The sequence below is a fragment of the Pseudomonas sp. LRP2-20 genome (assembly GCF_024349685.1).
In the GTDB taxonomy this organism is placed as follows: domain Bacteria; phylum Pseudomonadota; class Gammaproteobacteria; order Pseudomonadales; family Pseudomonadaceae; genus Aquipseudomonas.
Window position 1 is genome coordinate 3,228,075 of the sequence record NZ_AP025944.1, and the last position, 19,411, is coordinate 3,247,485.

The 19,411-nt window shown below is 64.7% G+C and carries 16 protein-coding genes and 1 riboswitch; of the genes, 7 read left to right on the forward strand and 9 right to left on the reverse strand.

All coding sequences use genetic code 11. The features are described 5' to 3' along the window. Window positions 1-64 precede the first annotated feature (64 nt). The 4 genes from fapD to OCX61_RS14440 all read left to right on the forward strand — a co-directional run bounded on the left by fapD (window position 65) and on the right by OCX61_RS14440 (window position 5,194). The gene (fapD, locus tag OCX61_RS14425) at window positions 65-745 is read left to right on the forward strand and encodes a fibril amyloid maturation endopeptidase FapD (RefSeq protein ID WP_261940096.1); all 681 of its coding nucleotides are present in this window, start codon (window positions 65-67) and stop codon (window positions 743-745) included. Between the two features lie 44 nt (window positions 746-789). Next, entirely contained in the window at window positions 790-1,542 is a 753-nt protein-coding gene (gene fapE / locus OCX61_RS14430; protein WP_261940097.1) for a fibril amyloid subunit FapE, read from the forward strand. Between the two features lie 47 nt (window positions 1,543-1,589). Beyond that, the gene (gene fapF, locus OCX61_RS14435) at window positions 1,590-2,870 is read left to right on the forward strand and encodes a fibril amyloid transporter FapF (protein WP_261940098.1); all 1,281 of its coding nucleotides are present in this window, start codon (window positions 1,590-1,592) and stop codon (window positions 2,868-2,870) included. 122 nt (window positions 2,871-2,992) lie between these two features. Further along, the gene (locus OCX61_RS14440; protein WP_261940099.1) at window positions 2,993-5,194 is read left to right on the forward strand and encodes an LTA synthase family protein; all 2,202 of its coding nucleotides are present in this window, start codon (window positions 2,993-2,995) and stop codon (window positions 5,192-5,194) included. Here the strand turns inward: OCX61_RS14440 and OCX61_RS14445 are convergent, their stop codons facing one another. Beyond that, window positions 5,195-6,520 carry a sigma-54 dependent transcriptional regulator gene (locus tag OCX61_RS14445; RefSeq protein WP_261940100.1) on the reverse strand — a complete coding sequence of 442 codons (1,326 nt, stop codon included), beginning with the start codon at window positions 6,518-6,520 and terminating at the stop codon, window positions 5,195-5,197. 344 nt (window positions 6,521-6,864) lie between these two features. Here OCX61_RS14445 and OCX61_RS14450 point away from each other — a divergent pair, with 344 nt between their 5' ends. Next, window positions 6,865-7,131 carry a hypothetical protein gene (locus OCX61_RS14450; protein ID WP_101319072.1) on the forward strand — a complete coding sequence of 89 codons (267 nt, stop codon included), beginning with the start codon at window positions 6,865-6,867 and terminating at the stop codon, window positions 7,129-7,131. A 116-nt stretch (window positions 7,132-7,247) separates the two neighbouring features. On the opposite strand, the gene OCX61_RS14455 is transcribed toward OCX61_RS14450, so the two are convergent. Genes OCX61_RS14455 through cobW form a run of 4 tightly spaced genes read right to left on the reverse strand, consistent with a single transcriptional unit; the run spans window position 7,248 to window position 13,754 of the window. Beyond that, a complete protein-coding gene (locus OCX61_RS14455; protein WP_261940101.1) occupies window positions 7,248-7,880 on the reverse strand; it encodes a vWA domain-containing protein in 633 nt (210 codons plus the stop codon). A 35-nt stretch (window positions 7,881-7,915) separates the two neighbouring features. Continuing rightward, a complete protein-coding gene (locus tag OCX61_RS14460) occupies window positions 7,916-8,920 on the reverse strand; it encodes a magnesium chelatase ATPase subunit I (RefSeq protein WP_261940102.1) in 1,005 nt (334 codons plus the stop codon). A gap of 1 nt (window position 8,921) precedes the next feature. Then, window positions 8,922-12,683, reverse strand: coding sequence for a cobaltochelatase subunit CobN (gene cobN / locus OCX61_RS14465; RefSeq protein ID WP_261940103.1), 3,762 nt, complete (start codon window positions 12,681-12,683; stop codon window positions 8,922-8,924). A 3-nt stretch (window positions 12,684-12,686) separates the two neighbouring features. Then, a complete protein-coding gene (cobW, locus tag OCX61_RS14470; RefSeq protein ID WP_261940104.1) occupies window positions 12,687-13,754 on the reverse strand; it encodes a cobalamin biosynthesis protein CobW in 1,068 nt (355 codons plus the stop codon). A 100-nt stretch (window positions 13,755-13,854) separates the two neighbouring features. After that, window positions 13,855-14,061, reverse strand: a riboswitch (cobalamin riboswitch). Between the two features lie 459 nt (window positions 14,062-14,520). Between cobW and fni the strand changes: the two genes are divergently transcribed. Both fni and OCX61_RS14480 read left to right on the forward strand, forming a co-directional pair. Beyond that, window positions 14,521-15,567, forward strand: coding sequence for a type 2 isopentenyl-diphosphate Delta-isomerase (gene fni, locus OCX61_RS14475; RefSeq protein WP_261940105.1), 1,047 nt, complete (start codon window positions 14,521-14,523; stop codon window positions 15,565-15,567). Window positions 15,568-15,617: 50 nt separating this feature from the next. Continuing rightward, window positions 15,618-16,529: a LysR family transcriptional regulator gene (locus OCX61_RS14480; protein WP_261944319.1), complete on the forward strand. Its 912-nt coding sequence runs from the start codon at window positions 15,618-15,620 to the stop codon at window positions 16,527-16,529. A gap of 100 nt (window positions 16,530-16,629) precedes the next feature. Here the strand turns inward: OCX61_RS14480 and madM are convergent, their stop codons facing one another. Genes madM through OCX61_RS14500 form a run of 4 tightly spaced genes read right to left on the reverse strand, consistent with a single transcriptional unit; the run spans window position 16,630 to window position 19,411 of the window. After that, window positions 16,630-17,394, reverse strand: a complete 765-nt coding sequence (gene madM / locus OCX61_RS14485; protein ID WP_099814062.1) for a malonate transporter subunit MadM — start codon at window positions 17,392-17,394, stop codon at window positions 16,630-16,632. Window positions 17,395-17,396: 2 nt separating this feature from the next. Next, entirely contained in the window at window positions 17,397-17,819 is a 423-nt protein-coding gene (gene madL / locus OCX61_RS14490) for a malonate transporter subunit MadL (RefSeq protein ID WP_261940106.1), read from the reverse strand. Between the two features lie 60 nt (window positions 17,820-17,879). Beyond that, on the reverse strand, window positions 17,880-18,800 hold the full coding sequence (mdcH, locus tag OCX61_RS14495) for a malonate decarboxylase subunit epsilon (RefSeq protein ID WP_261940107.1): 921 nt from the start codon (window positions 18,798-18,800) through the stop codon (window positions 17,880-17,882). Continuing rightward, window positions 18,797-19,411, reverse strand: a complete 615-nt coding sequence (locus tag OCX61_RS14500; RefSeq protein ID WP_261940108.1) for a malonate decarboxylase holo-ACP synthase — start codon at window positions 19,409-19,411, stop codon at window positions 18,797-18,799. The genes mdcH and OCX61_RS14500 overlap by 4 nt, the downstream gene beginning before the upstream one ends.

The window sequence follows — 19,411 nt, forward strand, 5'->3', positions numbered from 1 at the left end:
GGCGGTCTGGAGGCTCCCTTCGGGGAGCCTCTTTCTAACAAGAATAAGGCAGGGGGCGTCGAACATGCGCATTATCGCCTTGGCATTTCTGCTGTGCATCGCCAGTGTCAGCGAAGCCTCGCAGATGCCGTTGTCCGTGCTGCCAGGTGGTGCAGTGATCTACAAACCGGTCCAGAGCATCCGCGAACGCAAGTTCGCCGACCTGGTCCAGCAGAAAACCGACTTCAGCTGCGGCGCGGCATCCCTGGCGACCATTCTGCGCCAGGCCTACTGGCTGGACGTGGATGAAAACCAGGTGATCGAGGGCATGCTGGCCCACGCCGACCAGGACCTGGTGCGTACCCAGGGCTTCTCCATGCTCGACATGAAGCACTACGTGGAAAGCCTGGGCATGCGTGCACGCGGCTACAAGGTAGCCCCCGACACGCTGCAAAGCATCCGCATTCCCGTGGTCGTGCTGATGGATATCCGCGGCTACAAGCACTTTGTGGTGATGCAGAAGGTCGACAGAGGCTGGGTGTACATCGGTGATCCGGTACTGGGCCACAAACGCTTCAAGCTCGACGATTTCATCAAAGGCTGGAACGGCATCATCTTCGCCGTCATTGGCAAGGGCTATGACAAGAACAACATCCTGCTCGACCCGCCGCTACCGCTGAGCGCCAGAAACCGCGTCAGCAATTTCACGCCGGTGCCGGATGCAGAGCTGATGGACTTCGGTTTCATTCAAAGCGACTTCTTCTAATGACCTTCTTAACGACGTAGGGCAAGACGCTCCGGGAGAGCCCCATGAAGACTTCCCTCTGGCTGGCAGTGGTTTGCCTGGCCGCCAGCCTGCCAACCCAGGCAGAAACGTTCAAACCGATCGAATTGAAAGACCAGGAACTGGCCGGCCTGCGTGGGCGTTATGTGATGCCAGGGCGGATCGTGAGCTTTGGCGTGGTCATGACCAGCACCTGGCAGAACGCCAATGGCGAAGTGATTGGCGCGACATCGGCGATGCAGATCCAGCAATCGACCATCAAGCCACAGTTCTATGTCTCGATGATCGATGAAAAGGGCACCGGCAGTGCACAGACTCGCAGCACCGGCACCGGCACCGGCACCGTCAGCGGCGGTGGCGGCCTCAACACGACCCAGGGCGTGACCCAGGTGGTACGTGCGGCGGGTGATTTCAACGCGGCCAACAACAATGTCGACATCAACGTCACCAAGGGCAACGAGGCGCCATCCGGGCAACCCCAGGGCCAGGCCCTGGCGGCTGGCTCCACCCTGGTGGGGAGCAATGGCGCGGGCTCGTTGAGTGTGTCGTCGACCAGCAGTGGCGTGCAGATGAATATCGTCGCCAACGGCAACCAAGGTAATTCTATGCAAAGCCTGGGCCAGGGCGGACTGATGCAGAACACCACCCTGCTGGGCGCCAGCAACCGTGTCAGCAACCTGACATCCCTCAATGTCGTGCTGCGCGACAATGCGCCGATGGCCGGATCCGTGGGTGCCAATCTCGAACAACTCAAAGGCATTCGCAATCTCGGATACTGATCTACGCTCAAGTCTCATCGTATGTAGTCAGAAGGGACGGCTAATCCATGCACCGTTTGTTGACGTTCAGAGCTATCGTTTGCATTACCACACTGGCCCCGGCCACTCTGCTACAGGCGGCAACCGACCCACAGGTCGAAGCACTCAAACAGGAACTGATTGCGCTGAAACAGCGCTACGAAGCCCAACAGAACGCACTGATGGTGCTGGAACAGCGGCTCAAGCAGGTCGAGGAGGCCCCCGCCCAGCCAGCACCGAAACGCCTGACCAAGTCCCCAGCACAGGGGGTAAAAGGTGGCCAGACCGTTGCCACCGGTACGCCGGGCAGCAGTGGCGCTTCTTACGGGCAGTCACTGCAGGACAACTCGGAACCGGCGCAGAGCGTGTCCAACCTGTACGACGAAGCGAGCGGCTTCTTCGGTGGCGGCAAGTTCAGCGTCGAAACCGGCCTCACCTACACCCACTACGACACCCGCGCCCTGGTGCTCAACGGGTTTCTGGCGCTGGACTCGATCTTCCTCGGCAACATCAACATCGACCGCATCAAGGCAGACAACTGGACCCTGGACCTGACGGCGCGCTACAACGTCGACCAACGTTGGCAGTTCGACATCAACGTGCCCATCGTCTACCGCGACTCCACCTACTCGTCAGGTGGTGCAGGCGGGGCCGCCGGGACCACGTCCGACGCATCGGTTACCCGCGACCCGACCATCGGCGACGTCAACTTCGGCATCGCCTACAAGTTCCTCGACGAGTCGGAAACATGGCCTGATGCGGTTGCTACCTTGCGCGTGAAAGCACCAACCGGCAAAGACCCCTACGGCATCAAGCTGCAACAGGTGGCGGGCAACGACAACCTGTCGGTGCCCGAGGACCTGCCGACCGGCAACGGTGTCTGGGCCATCACGCCTGGCATCTCGCTGGTCAAGACCTTCGACCCGGCCGTGCTGTTCGGCAGCCTGTCGTACACCTACAACATGCAGGACTCGTTCAGCGACATCAGCCCGCAGGTGAACACCAAGGTGCCGGGTGACGTGAAACTCGGCGATTCCTGGCAGATCGGCGGCGGTATTGCCTTCGCCCTCAACGAGAAAATGAGCATGTCGTTCTCGGTCACCGACCAGTTCGCCCGCAAGAGCAAGATCAAGCCCGACGGCGGCGACTGGCAATCGATCACCAACAGCGACTATAACGCGGCCAACTTCAACGTCGGCCTGACCTTTGCAGCCTCCAACAACCTGACGATCGTGCCGAACTTGTCGATTGGCCTGACAGATGATGCGCCGGACTTTTCCTTCAGCCTGAAGTTCCCGTACTACTTCTGACAGCCGGGGCGCAAGGCGCCCCCAATTGGTTACCAACCTTGTAGCCAACGGCTTTCCTGGTATCGGCCTGTTATCATCGCGCACAGATATGTGACGATTTCATGGCAAAAAGGAAAGTTTTCGTGAAGAACCTGCAAGGCCCGCCACGCACCCGGCTGCTCGCCCTGATTACCCTGGTGCTGGTGATCCCTCTGGTCGTGCGCGCCCTGTTGGGTTGGTCCAACCCCTATGGCTACCTGTCGGACCTGGCGCTGGGCAGTCTGCTGGTGCTGCTGTTGCAGCGCCGCCCGTGGTGGCTGGCGCTGCCGGTTCTGCTGGCCTGGGCCACCCTGTGGGTAGCTTCGGCCGAACTGGTCAGCGCCGTTGGCAGGCTGCCGAACAGTGCCGACCTGGGCTACCTGTTCGACCCGCAGTTCATGGAAAACTCCACCGGTGGCGGTCTGGCCCATACCTGGCTGCCCTTATTGATGGCGGGCGGCCTGCTGGTCTGGCTGGGCAGCGCCTGGCACAGTCGCAGGCAACCCGGCGCGAAGTTCGCGCGCAAGGCCTGGGCTATTCCGGCGCTGCTGTTCGTTGCGCACTGGGGCAGCCAGCACCTGGCGCCCAGCGAAGCCGACCAGTGGCGCCAATACAACCTGCCCCATCAGTTGCTGTCTGCCGCCGCCGGCGACCTGCAGCGTCACGTCCAGCACTGGGCGGGCCACGCCCCAACGGTCACGCCGCTGCCAAGCGCTGGCCTGACACAGCATGACTTGAGCGGGCAAAAGCTGCTGACAGCGCCAGGCCGCGCCCGCAACCTGCTGGTCATCACCCTCGAAGGCATCCCCGGCGCCTATGTGCGCCCCAACCGTCAGGCCCTGCACAGCCGTTTCGATGAAGACCTGATGCCCAGGCTCAGCCAGTGGGCTGAACGCGGCATGAACACCCCGGACTATGTGTTGCACACGCACCAGACCATCCGCGGCCTGTATGCGATGCTGTGCGGCGACTACGACAAACTCGCCAACGGCACGCCCAAAGGGGTCGAGCTGCTCACCCAGCACCAGCGCAACCAGGCCTGCCTGCCGGCACAGCTGCGTCAGGCCGGCTTCACCACTCACTACCTGCAAGGCGCAGGCCTGCGCTTCATGGCCAAGGACCGGATCATGCCGCACATCGGCTTCGACTCGGTGCACGGGCTGGAGTGGTTCAGCAACAAGAACTACCTGGAATTCCCGTGGGGCAAGGATGATCGGGCGTTCTTCGAAGGGGCCCTGGATTATGTCAGCCAGCTGCGCCAGCAGGATCGCCCCTGGATGCTCACCCTGCTGACCGTAGGCACGCACCAGCCCTACTCCGCCCCCGAAGACTACCTGCAGCGTTACGACACCGCCAAGCAGGCAGCGGTCGCCTACCTCGATGATGCAATCGGTGCGTTCCTCGACAACCTCGAGCGCCAGGGCGTACTCAAGGACACGCTGGTGGTGATCACCTCGGACGAATCCCACGGTATCGATGGCGTACGCCTGGCCTCGTCCTGGGGCTTCAACCTGACCCTGGCACCGGAACAGGCACAACTGCCGCACATCAAGAACGGCACCTACGGCCACATCGACCTGGCCACCTCCCTGCTCGACTACTTTGCCCTGCCGATCCCGGTCGCCCTCGGTGGGCGTTCGCTGTACCGCGATTACGACAACGGCCGGGAGATGATTTCCTACACCAACGGCATGCTGCGCTACCACGATGGCAAGGGCGTCTTCACCGAATGCGACTTCCAGCAGCGCTGCCGGCGCTACGACAGCCCAGGTTTCATCGCCGACCAGGCCAGGTACCTCGGCCTCGGCGACAGCACCCTCGGCGCACAGATCGGTGCGCTGGCCGGGGTGCTCGACCAGTCGCTGCTGCAAACGCCGCTGAACCTGCGTTACCAGTTCGGTAGCCCCTCCGCCATTCAATTGCAGGCGCGCATCCGCGACGACTGGGCAGACAACCTGATCGGCGCCCAGTACCTGGAAATGCCCGAGGGCTCGCACACCCGTGTGCGGGTCAAGGTACGGGCGCTGGACCCGCAGCACGCAGCCTATATCCAGCTCAAGGCCAAGGAGCTGGAGCAGGATGTGCCGCTGGGGTTGCCCGAAGAGATCCGGGTGACAACCGACGAACCGCTGGAGATGGAATTCGGCTTCGATAACCCGACCGTGCGCAAGGCATTCTCCTTCCACTTGCTCGGTTATGGCGGCGGCGAAGTCGAGATCAGTGATTTCAGCGTGATTACCGCGCTACCGGGCGAAGAAGAGCCGTTGGATGACCTGTCTGACGGGCATATCGCTCAATCCAGCTGATCAGCGAATCTGGTGCTTGTGCAGCAGCCGGTAGAACGTCGGCCGCGATACCCCAAGCACCTTCGCGGCAATGCTCATGTTGTTGCTGTGGCGGTCCAGCACATCGCACAGCGCCTGGCGCTCAGCCCGGTGCTTGTAGTCTTCGAGGGTGCCCAGCGGCTGCTCTTCCTGCTCCAGGCCCTGCAGGCCAAGGTCCTGGGCCTCGATCTGGCGCCCTTCGGCCAACACCAGACCACGCCTTACCCGGTTGGCCAGCTCACGGACATTGCCCGGCCAGTTGTGGCGCCCCATCGCTGCCAGCGCATGGTCACTGAATGACCGTGGCCTGCGGCCGGTTTCCAGGCTGTAGAAGTGCGAAAAGTGGTTGGCCAGCATCGACAGGTCGCCATGGCGGTCACGCAGTGGGGCCGTCACCACCTGCAGCACGTTCAGCCGGTAGTACAGGTCTTCGCGAAAGCGCCCCTGTTCGATGGCTTTTTCCAGGTCCATGTGGGTTGCCGCCAGTACCCGCACATCGACCGGTATCGGCTGGCTTCCACCCACCCGCTCGATGTGCTTTTCCTGGAGGAAGCGCAGCAAATTGGCCTGCAGCTCCAGGGGCAGGTCGCCAATTTCGTCGAGGAACAAAGTGCCGCCATGGGCCGCCTCGATCCGCCCCACCTTGCGCTGGTGGGCACCGGTAAAGGCACCTTTCTCGTGCCCGAACAACTCGGACTGGATCAGGTTTTCAGGGATCGCCCCGCAGTTTATGGCGATGAACGGCATTTCGCTGCGCTGTGATTGGCGGTGCAAGGTGCGCGCCACCAGCTCCTTGCCCGTGCCGCTCTCACCGCGGATAAGGACAGGGGATTCGGTGGGTGCCAGCTTGCCGAGCAATTTGCGCAATTCCAGGATCGGCCGGCTGTCACCGAGCAGTTCATGTTCCAGCCCATCCACCCTCACCGCGCCCTTGCCGCGCAGGCGGGCCATGCCGAACGCCCGCCCCAGGGTCACCAGCACGCGAGAAAAGTCGAATGGCAAGGTATGAAAATCGAAAAACCACTCACATACAAAGTCACCGACATTCTGCATGCGCAACTGCTCGGCGTTGAGCACGGCAATCCACTCGGTATTGCTGCGCTTGATCATGTCCTTGACCGCGTCCGGGTGCCGCAGGTGTGATGCCTGCAGGCGCAGCAGGCCGATATCGCATCGGTGCTCCAGGGCCAGGTCCAGCCCACAGCTGTGAACCTCCCAGCCGGCACTCTCCAGGCCGGGTAACAGACGGTGGCAATCGTCGCAGGGGTCGACGATGAGCAAGCGACGCAGAGCGGCAGTCTCGTGCATGACCGTTCCTTGGCGCCAATTGTTGGTTTTTTACGTGAAAACAGTAAGTTGCGGCGCCGAATTAACAGTAGCAACGAACTTGACGCTACCCACGACCGTCTGTCTGCCCGATTCTGCCGGGCCGGAGCCGTTCGGGAATTTTTCATATTTATTGGCGTCACAGCCGGCGCTGGAAACAAAAAATCTGTAACCGGCCAAAAAATTTACATTACCTGTGTGACTCCACCCCTAACTTGGAGCATCAGTACGAATAACCCCGCGCTGCGGATCGCGATAAAACCTGAAGCGACGTAGCAGTTAAGCGGACCTTATTTCGATGTTTGGGACCATAGAGAGACCGAACCATGAATGCCCCGCTCCGTGTCAACGAAGCTCTGCTGATTGCCGACCACGCGTTCGAACCGTTCCAGTGCGTTGCCTGGGATGCGCCCAACGGTACCGGTGAACTGAGCCTTGCGGTCATCGACCGGACCAACACCCGCATTGGCAGCAAGCAAGTGTCGTCGCGTATCTATTCGGACCCTGCACAATGGGCCAGCCTGATCGAAGAAGTGCGTGCCGAACTGTGCCAGAAAGGTTACGACCTGCAGCCTTGGTCGATGCCCAAATAATATCGCTGCGCCCCTGCAAGTGCGTGCCTGGTACGCACTTGAACAACTATTTCAATGGCCTGCCAGGCAACTTTCATTATTGCGACAAAGTGTCGCGCCAATCCCTTCCACTGCCCTCATACCAATACCTTGAATTGCTCAAGATGCTGATACTCGGCCCGTAGTTCCGTGGCCAACTGTTGTGCCCGCCCGAGGCGAACCGGTGCCAATTCCATGTCCACCAATACAGTGGCGCAAGGTAGCGGTTGCACGGCAGGCCAGCGCTGCAGGCGACCATCGGTGAATACCAGGCAGCGCTGCAATTCATGAGGGTGGGCTTTGTGCCGGGCCTGCAGCCAGCGCCGAGCCTGTTCAAGCGCCGCGATCAAAGGCGTGCCGCCGCCAGCCCCCAGGGCCTGCAACCAGGGCTGCAGGCTTGCCGACGCCTTGAGCCCATGACGCTGCCATTGCGGTACGCCACCACTGGCGGTCAGCAAGGCAAGACGTGCGCGTTGCCGATAGGCCTGGTCGAACAGCTCTGCCAGCAGGCCTTTGCACTGCGCCAGGGCCTGATGGCGCCGGGTCGAGGCCGAGGCGTCGACGATCACCAGCCACAATTCATTGGCCTGGGCCTGGCGCTGCTGCCAGCAAAGGTCCCGGCGCAGCTTCGGGCGCCCCTTGAGCAAGGTCGGCAGCCAGGCCACCCGGCCCGAGGATGCCACACGGGCGCGGCCACGACTGGCACCGGCCAGGTTGCCAACCCGGGGCATGGCATCCGCCATCTTCAAACCTGATTGACGGATGCTCAGGGCTTTTTTGCCCAGTTCGGCACCTCTCGCCGTGCGCCGCTGCTGACGGGCTGCGCGGGCAGCGCGCCCCAGTCGCCCTGCCCGCCTTCGCTCGGCCGGTCGCGGCCATCCGCTGCAGCTGGCGGCGGCGCAGAGGCTGGCGCATCAGGCGCCGTGCGGCGGCGATGGCGCAAGGCAAACTCCGCCACGGCGTCGACATCACCTTCCTCGATCGCCTGCCCGCCACGCCAGGCACAATGGGCACGGGCGGCGCGCAGCCAGACCAGGTCGGCACGCAGGCCATCAACGCCGGCAGCAAAGCAGCGCTCGGTGATCCAGGCCAGGGCCTGATCATCCAGGGCGATCTCCGCCAGCCCTTGGCGCGCCGCCTGGCAGCGCTCGCGCAGTTGCGCCTGGGCGCTGGCCCACTGCTCACAGAACGCCTGCGGGTCGCTGTCGAAGGCCAGCCGCCTGCGAATGATCTGCTGACGTGCCTCAGGGGCTGGCAGGCCTTCGAGCGCCACATTCAGGCCGAAGCGGTCGAGCAACTGCGGTCGCAACTCGCCTTCCTCGGGGTTCATGGTGCCGATCAGGACGAAACGGGCACTGTGCCGATGGGAAATACCATCGCGCTCGATGCGGTTGGTGCCACTGGCGGCCACATCCAGCAACAGGTCAACCAAGGTGTCAGGCAGCAGGTTGACTTCATCGACATACAGCACACCACCATCGGCATGGGCCAGCACACCGGGAGAAAACTGCGCCTTGCCCTGGCCGAGTGCGGCATCCAGGTCCAGTGTGCCGACCAGGCGCTCTTCGCTGGCACCCAGCGGCAAGGTCACGAACGGGCCCTCGCCCAACAGGTCGGCCAGGCCGCGGGCCAGGGTGCTCTTGGCCATGCCACGCGGGCCCTCGATGAGCACGCCACCGATCTTCGGGTCGATGGCGGTAAGGCACAGGGCCAGCTTGAGGTTGTCGGCACCGACCACGGCAGCCAGCGGAAATTGCACGGGTTCACTCATTTCAAGCCTGTTCCTCGCCGTCGAGCAACTGCGCCTCAAGGGCCTCGCGATAGTCACCGGGGGCTTCCCAGAGCCCACGCTGCTGGGCTTCCAGCAAGCGTTCGGTGAGGTCTCGCAGGGCCTCGGGGTTGTGCTCGCGCATGAAGTCGCGTGTCGCCGGGTCGAGCACATAGGCATCGGCCAGCGACTGGTAGTGATGGTCATCAATCAGGTGCGTGGTGGCGTCGAAGGCAAACAGGTTGTCGACCGTCGCTGCCAGTTCGAACGCACCCTTGTAGCCATGGCGTTTCGCCCCGTCGATCCATTTAGGGTTCAGCGCCCGGGCACGGATCACGCGGTTGAGTTCTTCCTTCAGGGTGCGGATCCGCGGCCGGTCGACCTGGCTGTGGTCGCCGTGGTAACTGGCCACTGCCACGCCGGACAAGGTCTCCGACGCCGCCAGCATGCCACCCTGGAACTGATAGTAATCATTGGAATCGAGCAGGTCGTGCTCGTGGTTGTCCTGGTTCTGCAACACCGCCTGCACCTGGCCCAGGCGCCGGGCGAACTGGGCACGCGCCGGCGTGCCCTCGTCGCTGGCACCGTAGGCGTAACCGCCATGGTTGAGGTACACCTCGGCGAGGTCGTCGCGGCTGTGCCACAGGCGACCATCGATGGCATTCTGCACGCCGGCACCATAGGCACCAGGCTTGGCCCCGAACACCCGCCAGCCGGCCTGGCGCGCCGCCTGCTCGGCATCCACGCCCTGTGCCTGCAGGCTGGCGCGTTCGTGACGCACCCGCGCGGCCAGGGGGTTGAGGTCGTCCGGCTCGTCCAGTGCCGCCACTGCCTGCACCGCAGCGTCGAACAGGCGGATCAGGTTGCCGAAGGCATCGCGAAAGAAACCCGACACACGCAGCGTCACGTCCACCCGCGGGCGATCGAGCAGGCTCAGCGGCAGGATCTCGAAGTCGTCGACACGCTGACTGCCGGTGGCCCAAACCGGGCGCACGCCCATCAACGCCATGGCCTGGGCGATGTCATCCCCCCCCGTGCGCATGGTCGCCGTGCCCCACACCGACAGGCCCAGCTGGCGCAGGTGGTCGCCATGGTCCTGCAGGTGCCGTTCGAGGATCAGGTTGGCCGAGGCGAACCCCAGCCGCCAGGCCGTGGTGGTTGGCAGGTTGCGCACGTCCACGGTGTAGAAGTTGCGCCCGGTCGGCAAGACATCCAGGCGACCCCGGCTGGGGGCACCGCTGGGGCCGGCCGGCACGAAGCGCCCGGCCAGCGCGGCAAGCAGGCCGTTGATTTCTGCCGCGCCGCACGCATCCAGATCAGGCGCTACCTGCTCACGCAGGGCTGTTACCACATCGTGCACCGGCTGCCATTCGGGCTGCTCGGGCAACTGCACCTGACCCTGCAGCGCCTGCTCGATGATGCGCAACGCCAGCAACTCAAGGCGCTCGCGGGTATCGCCACAGGTGCGCCACGCGCCTTCGTTCAAGGCTTGCAACAGTGCCGGACGCGGGCCTGACCAGGCCTCACCGAGGTCGCAATCGAGGGGGTCGAAGCCCAGCGCCAGTGCCTTGGCCAGTGTGCGCAACAGGCTGGCATTGCCACCGCGGCCATCGCCACGCTCCACGCGCAGCAAGGCCAGCAAGGTATCGATGCGCAGGCGTGCCTGCGGCGACTGGCCGAAGACATGCAGGCCATCGCGAATCTGCGATTCCTTGAGGTCGCAGAGGTAAGTGTCCAGGCGCGGCAGCCACACCGCGGCATCGTCCAGTTGGCCTTCCAACTGCAACTCACGGTCGATGTGGTTGGCCTTGACCAGCTCGAGAATGTCGCGCTGTAGCTCGCGTGCGCGGCGTGGGTCGAGCAACTGGGCTTCGTAGAATTCGTCCGCCAGCTGCTCCAGGTGACGCAGGGGACCATAGGTTTCGGCGCGGGTCAGCGGCGGCATCAGGTGATCGATGATCACCGCCTGGGTGCGGCGCTTGGCCTGGGCACCTTCGCCTGGGTCGTTGACGATGAACGGATAGATGTTCGGCAACGGGCCGAGCAGCGCGTCCGGCCAGCATTGTGCGGACAGGCCGACGCCCTTGCCGGGCAGCCATTCCAGGTTGCCGTGCTTGCCGACGTGGATGACGGCATCGGCGGCAAAGGCATGGCGCAGCCAGAAGTGAAACGCCAGGTAACCATGCGGCGGCACCAGGTCAGGGTCGTGGTAAACCGCGCTGGGGTCGACCTGATAACCTCGCGCCGGCTGGATGCCGACGAAGGTCAGGCCAAAGCGCAGGCCGGCCACCATCAGGCGACCAGCGCGGTACATCGGGTCCTGCTCGGGCGGCCCCCAGCGCTCCAGCACAGCCTGGCGGTTGGCCTCGGGCAGGCGTTCGAACGCCGCCTGGTAATCGGCCAGGCTCAGGCTCTGGGCGCAGGGGCGCTGGTCGAGGTGCTCGAGGTCGTTGGTCACCCCACCGAGCAACTGGTGAATCAATTGCGTGCCGCTGCCTGGCAGTTGCGCAAGCGGATAGCCCTCGGCCTGCAGTGCCTCGAGAATGTTCAGGGCAGCCGCCGGGGTGTCCAGGCCGACGCCATTGCCAATCCGGCCATCGCGGGTCGGGTAGTTGGCCAGCACCAGCGCCACACGCTTCTGCCCATTGGGCAGGCGCGCCAGCTCGACCCAGCGCCGTGCCAGCTCGGCGACAAAATCCATGCGTTCGGGGTGAGCGCGGTAGCAGACCACGTCGGACTGGCTGCGCTCGCTGCGCCAGGCCATGTCCTTGAAGCTCACCGGGCGGGTGATGATGCGCCCGTCCAGTTCCGGCAAGGCGATGTGCATGGCCAGGTCGCGGGCACCGAGGCCCTGCTCGCTGGCTTCCCAGCCGGGCTGGTTGTCCTGTGCGCAGATGGCCTGCAGCACCGGGATATCCCGGCGAAACGGCCGCAAGTTGGGGCGCTCTGGGCTGGACAGGGCAAAGCCGGTGGTGTTGATCAACACCTCGGCGCCCACTTCGTCCAGCCAGGCCTCGACCTGCTCCAGGCAGGCGCTTTCCTTGAGGCTGGCCACCGCGATGGGCAGTGGGTTGAGCCCGGCCGCCTGCAAGCGCTCGCAGAACACGTCGATGAACGCGGTGTTGGCGGCCTGCAGGTGCGAGCGATAGAACAGCAACGGGGCTACTGGGTATTCGCTGTGCCACTGGCTGTACCAGTCCTCGAGCAGCGCACCGGGTTTGCCCGGGTGATACACCGACGTGCGCGGCAAAGGCTGCGGTTCGTCCCAGCTGTAATCGCGCCCCAGCCACTGGTTGGCCAGGCATTTGAACAGGTTGACGGCATTGCTTTTGCCGCCCTGGCGCAGGTAGTGCCAGAGCCGCTCGGCCGCCTCGCCGGTGACTGTGCCCAGGTCGGTCAATTCCGGGTCAGGGCGATCATCGCCGGGCACCAGGATCAGCTGCACACCGCGCGCGGCCAGTTCGACCAGCTGCTCGACGCCGTAGCGCCAGTAGCCGACGCCGCCGTGCAGCGACACCAGGATCACATTGGCATGGCGCAGCACCTCGTCCACATACAGGTCAACCGAAGCATGGTTCTGCACCTGCATCGGGTTGGCCAGGCGCAGGCTGGGGAAGTCGGCCGGCAGTTGCTCGGCGGTTTCGGCGAGCAATGCCAGGTGCGAATCGCCGCTGCAGAGAATCACCAGCTCGGCGGGTGTCTGGCCGAGGTCGGCGATGCTGTCGTCCGGCACGAAGCCGCCGGGCTGGGTCCGCAGCAGGTGCATGGGTCAGGCGCCCAGGGCCTGGCGCAGGCGCGTTTCCAGTTGCGCGGCATCGAGGTCCTGGCCAATCAGTACCAGGCGGGTGATGCGTGGCTCGCCGGCGCGCCAGGCGCGGTCGAAGTGCTTGTCGAAACGGGTGCCCACGCCCTGCACCAGCAGGCGCATCGGCTTGCCTGGGATGGCCGCGAAGCCTTTGGCGCGCAGGATGCCGAACTCCACCACCAGCTGGGTCAGGGCATCGAGCAGCAGGCTTTCGTCGGCTTCGGGCAGGTCGATGGAGATCGAGTCGAAGGCGTCGTGGTCATGATCGTCATGATCGTCGCTGTCATGGTGGGAATCGTGGTGGGTGCGGCGGCCGTCGATGTGCGCCTCGGACTCTGCACCCACGCCCAGCAACACCTCCAGCGGCAGCCGGCCGCTGCTGGCCTCGATCACCTTGACCGCAGGCGGCAGCTCTTCGGCCACTTCGGCACGGACCTTGGCCAGGCCTTCGGCGTCGATCAGGTCGGCCTTGTTCAGCACCACCAGGTCGGCGCTGGCCAGCTGATCGGCGAACAGTTCGTGCAGCGGCGATTCGTGGTCCAGGTTGGGGTCGAGCTTGCGTTGCGCGTCGACCTGTTCCGGGTAGGCGGCGAAGGTGCCGGCGGCCACGGCCGGGCTGTCGACCACGGTAATGACCGCGTCAACGGTGCAGGCGTTGCGGATTTCCGGCCACTGGAAGGCTTGCACCAGCGGCTTGGGCAGTGCCAGGCCACTGGTTTCGATGAGGATATGATCGAGGTCGCCGCGGCGTGCGACCAGTTCGCGCATCACCGGGAAGAACTCTTCCTGTACGGTGCAGCACAGGCAGCCGTTGGCCAGTTCATAGACGCGGCCGCTGGCTTCTTCCTCGGTGCAGCCGATGCTGCATTGCTTGAGGATTTCGCCGTCGATGCCAAGCTCGCCGAATTCGTTGACGATGACCGCGATACGGCGGCCCTGGGCGTTGTCGAGCATGTGGCGGAGCAAGGTGGTCTTGCCCGAGCCGAGGAAGCCGGTAACGATGGTGACGGGGAGCTTGGCCAGTGTTTTCATGTCGCGTTGCCCTTGGCAGGTTGGCGCGGGCACACGGGACGAAAGCCGCAGGCCAGGCCGGCCGGGCTCGTTCGCCACCGGATCACCCCGCCCGGTTGAAAGTCGAAATCGTCTCGAGGCAGGTCTCCTGGCTTGCACCGTTCCAGCTCTTTGCAAGAGGCTGGCGGGATGACGCCTTCCCGCGCGTTGGCGCAGTGGCTGTGTCGATCCGTTATGGGTGCCTACAGTTGCGGGGGCAGCCGCGGCTTGAACCGCGTTCCCGTCTTAGCTTCGGCCTGGCCGAAGAACCTCGAAGTCGCAAGGCTACGCGGGGGGTGGCGGGGGGTCAACTGTTGCCTGGCAGGTGTTTGCCGAAAGTGTTGCAGCGCCTATGAGATCGAGCGCCGCCCGCGCGGCGCATCGCGAGCTGCGCTCGCTCCTACGTTTGTTTCCGGCCAGTAACGCCTGTGCCAGGCGCGCGCGACCGCCTTGTTGGTACGACGCGATATCGCGCCATGCGCCAAGGCGTTCGCGCGAAAATCCCCCAGGAATAATTGGCCCGAAACAAACGTAGGAGCGAGCGTAGCTCGCGATGCGCCGCGCGGGCGGCGCTCGATCTCATAGGCGCTGAAACGCTTTCGGCAAACACCTGTCAGCCTCTACGCGCCCCCCTTCGCGCCCTCACTCCAACCCCCGAAGGAACCGCCGGCATCCGCTACTGCCTGATGCTGTATCGATTTTCAGCTTAGCTATAGATACACCTGCTGCCCCTCAAAACGGAGCCGGCATGAAGAAAAACCCAATCAGCCGACGCAAGAACGATCATCTGGATATCGTACTGGCCGCCGGCAATAGCTCATACGGCGTAGACCCAGGCTGGTCGGCACTGCGTTTTGAACACTGCGCATTGCCGGAATTGGCCCTGAACGACATCGACCTGGGCACCCAACTGTTCGGCCATACCCTGCACGCCCCGCTGCTGATCAGTTCCATGACCGGCGGTGCCGAACGCGCACGCTTCATCAACCAGCACCTCGCCGAGGCTGCCCAGGCACTCGGCATCGCCATGGGCGTGGGCTCGCAACGCGTCAGCCTGCGCAGTGGCCACGACCAGGGCCTGACCACCGAGCTGCGACGCCTGGCACCCGATGTGCCACTACTGGCCAACCTCGGCGCTGCCCAGTTGCGCGAGGCAGATGGCCTGGACCTGGCGCGCCGCGCCGTCGACACCCTGCAGGCCAATGCCCTGATCATCCACCTCAACCCCCTGCAGGAAGCCGTGCAGCCAGAAGGCGACCGTGACTGGCGCGGTGTGCTGAAACGCATCGAAACCCTGACTACCCAATTGCCGGCGCCGGTGATCGCCAAGGAAGTCGGTGCAGGCATATCGCCCAGCGTGGCGCGCATGCTCTGCGATGCTGGCGTCGCCATGATCGACGTGGCCGGTGCCGGCGGTACCAGCTGGGCAGCGGTGGAAGCCGAACGCGCCAGCAGCGCCGCCGAACGCGAGGTCGCCCTGGCGTTTGCCGACTGGGGCATCCCCACCGCTCACTGCCTGCTGGCCGTGCGCCACGCCGTGCCGGAAATCGGCCTGATCGCCTCTGGCGGCGTGGCCAATGGCGTCGATGCCGCCAAGGCCATTCGCCTGGGTGCCGACCTGGTAGGCCAGGCTGCCAGCGTACTGAGCGCCGCCGTGAGCTCCACCCAGGCTGTGGTGGAGCATTTCGATATTCTCCTGCGCCAGCTGCGCATCGCCTGCTTCTGTACCGGCTCGCGCAACCTCGCGCAGTTGCGCAGGGCACGCTTGCTGCCGAGCCACCTGCCACCGCCATGAGGCCTGTTGCTGTGGCATGATCAGTGTCCCCTTCCCGCTGGCGCATCGGCATGCTGATCGACGAAGAACTGACCCTGAAAAAGCTCGAAACCTTCCTCGCCTTCATGCGCAGCGGCAACCTCGGCCGCGCCGCCGCTGAACTGTCCACCAGCGCGGTCAGCGTGCACCGCGCCATCCACTCCCTGGAAAGCGCCCTGCGCTGCCCGCTGTTCAAGCACGAGGGCCGCCAGTTGATCCCGCTTGAAAGCGCCTACGTGCTGGAAAAGAAAGCCCGCCAACTGATCCAGGACGCCGAGCAGATGGTGCGCCAGACCCGCGAAGCCGCCGGTTTCTATGCCGAGCGCTTCCGCCTCGGCGCGCTGTATTCGCTGACCGTCAAGACCGTGCCAAAGCTGGTAATGGGCCTGAAGCTGCGGCGCAGCGAGCTGAACATTGACCTGACCCTGGGCTCGAACGTCGACCTGCTGCAACGCCTGAAGAACCACGAGCTGGAAGCCATCCTGGTGTCATTGGACGAGAGCGCGGCCGACCCGGCCTGCGAACAGCTGCAGCTGTTCTCCGACGACATTTTCCTCGCCGTGCCGACCGATTCACCGTTCGCCGAGCAGCAGGAAGTGGACCTGGCAGACCTGGCCGACTCCACCTTCATCACCCTGACCCAGGGCTTCGCCACCCACCGTGATGGCGCACGGGTGTTCCAGCAGGCGGGGTTCGAGCCCAAGGTGGCGATGCAGGTGAACGACATCTTCACCCTGCTGAGCATGGTCAGTTCCGGAGTGGGGTTCGCCCTGCTGCCGGGGCGGATCGCAGCGGTGTACGAGAACCGCGTGAAGCTGATTGCGCTGCAGGCGCGCTATCGCTTGCAGCAGCATATCGGAGTGGTGTTTCTCAAGGCTCGGGAGCGGGAGCCGAATTTGTTGGCGTTGTTGGCTGAGTGCCGGATGTACAGCAGGGAGAATTGAGTTGGACCATTCGCGGCAAAAGCCGCCCCCACAGCGATCGCCTCTGCATCAAGGCAGCGCGGTTCCTGTGGGAGCGGCTTCAGCCGCGAAGAGGCCAGTACTAGCCAACCAATCCCCTGACGCAGAAATACAGCACTGAAGGCCCCATCAGACACCCCAGCCCGGTGTGGAAGGTCGCTGTCAGCGCACCATAGGGCACCAGCCTGCGATCCGTCGCGGCCAGCCCGGCTGTAACACCCGACACCGTCCCCGCCAACCCACCAAACACCATCGCCGAGCGCGGGTTGTCCAACGCCAGCAACCGCGCCGAAACCGGCGTGAACACCATCACCAGGATCGCCTTGATCAACCCGGTGGCAATCGACAGCGCCACCACATCCGAACTCGCCCCCAGCGCCGCCCCGGTCACCGGCCCGACGATATAGGTCACCGCCCCGGCACCGATGGTGGTCATGCTCACCGCATCCCGGTAACCAAAGGCGTAGGCCACCGCGCAACCGACGATGAACGGCAGCACCGTCCCCAGCAACAGCGACACCGCACCAATCAACCCGGCCTTGCGCGCTTCGGTGGCCTGCACCTCGAAGGCCGTGGCGACGATGGCGAAGTCGCGCAGCATGGCCCCGCCCATCAAGCCGATGCCGGAGAACAGCGCCATGTCGGCCAGGCCCTTCTGCCCGCCGGTCACGGTGCCACCCACCCAGGCCAACACCAGGCCGATGACGATGGCGATGGCCGAGCCGTGAACCCGGCCAAAGGTCAGGTACTTCGACAGCAGCACCGACAACCACATGATCCCGCCGACCACCGCAAAGGCAGTGATCAGGCCATTGTGCTCCAAGGCATTGTCAATGATCGGCCACATGATCAGCGCCCTCCTGCAGGGGCGACCTGCGCATTGGAGACTTCTGGCGCATCAGGCGCCGGCAAGGGCTCGCCGCGATGGCTACGGCTGATCACGGCAATGGTCAGCCCGCACACCAGCACCGCACCGATCGCCGCCAGCACTGCCACCGGCCCGCCGTGCAGGGCGGTGACCACGTTCTGCTGGGCGGCCATGGCCACCACCACCGGGATGTACATGGCGCCCCAGAAGCCGACGCCGAACTCGCACTCCTTGCTCATGCCACCCTTACGGTGCATGTACAGCCGTGCGCAGATCAGCAGGATCATGGCGATGCCAACCCCGCCCACATTGGATTTGACGCCCAGCAGCACGCCCAGGAAGTCGCCGACGATTACGCCGGCCAGCGTGCATACCGCCAGCAGAGCCACACCATAGATGATCATTGTTGTTGTCCTCAGCTTGAGTCGAAGTTGCTTGTTGTTGTTCTTCGAGTTGCAGCGCCGTCATCGGTTGTCGGCCACCTCCTGGCGCAACAGCGCATCGACGGTGTCCCAGCGGGTGGCTTCGAGGGCAACCACCCTGCCCTGTTCGAACACTGGGCGGCCCAGGCCGCTGAGCACGCTGCCCGGCGGCATCTCCAGGTGCAGACGCACGCCGCGTTCATAGGCGTTGCGCAACGTAGCACGCCAGTCGACCAGCCTGGCCATGTTGCCGGCCAGGTCATCGCGCAGGCGTTGCGGGTCGAAGATCGGCCGCGCACAGCTGCCACTCAGGTAGCTGATGCGCGGGCGGCGCAGCTCGACGCTGGCAAAGGCTGCGGCCAGTTCGGCAGCCGGGCCGTCGAGCAATGAGCAGTGCGACGGCACGCTCACCGCCAGGCGCCGGGCCACACCCTGGCCGCGAGCACGCGCCTTGGCGGCGACCGCAGCCATGGCGGTGTCGCTACCCGCGATGACGATTTGGTTATCGCTGTTGAGGTTGGCCAGGTACACCTCACCGCCCACTTCAGCCAGCAAGCGTTCAACACTGCTCAGGTCAAGGCCGCTGAGGGCGGTCATGCCGTAGCCCTGCGGGTAGGCCCGCTGCATCAGCTCGCCCCGCAGCGCCACCAGGCGCAGCGCATCGGCGAACGCCAGTGCCCCGGCGGTGACGGCGGCCGGATAAGCGCCGATAGACAGCCCGGCCACATAATCCGGTGCCGGGCTGCGCTGCAGCAGCCATTGCGCCCAGGCCACCCCGGCCAGCAGCAGGCAGAGCTGCACGGCACGGGTCGACTGCAAGGCCTGGGCACTGTCCAGCGCCAGTACCCGTTCGCGCAGCACATCACTGGCCTCCTCCAGCAGCAATGAGCCGCCCTCAGGCAGGTGCTGAAGCATGCCTGGCTGTTGCGCGCCCTGGCCTGGGAAAGCGAACAGGCTGCTCACGCTGCGCACTCCAGCGCGTTCCAGGGGTCAGCGACAAGGCGTGCGCCGTGGGCCGATTTGAGCAAGACCCGGCGCGCCACGCCGGCCCACTCGCGCAGGGCCACCGCACCCGCCGGTGTCTCCAGCTGCACATCGATACGGCACGGGCCGCAATCGAGGATATCCAGCAGCTCGCGTGCTTTTGCCCGCGTCATGATGAGTGGCGTGCGCACCAGCAGATCGAGGTCACTGGCGCGATGCACGACCTCGCAGCCGGTGGCCAACTGGTAACCCACACTGCCCGTCGGCCCCCAAGCCAGCCCGCAAGCATCGAGCACGGGCGTCACCGAGGCCAGCGCCTGCAGGGCTGGCCAGGGATTCTGCGCCGCCCAGCGCAGTGCCTCTGGGCGCACTTGCCGCTGGATATCCCGCAAGCGCATCAGCACGCCCAGGCGCTGTTCCCGCCCCTGCCCACGCACGCCTACCGCCACCCAGCCGGGGGCGCAGGCGGCACGCCGCACCACCACCGGCTGCCCGGCAGCCAGTGCCTGCACGGCCCAGGCAGGCGCATCGGCAGGCAGCTCGGCTGCGGGCATGCCCCAAAGCAGGTCATGTGGCTGCGGCAGGTTCAT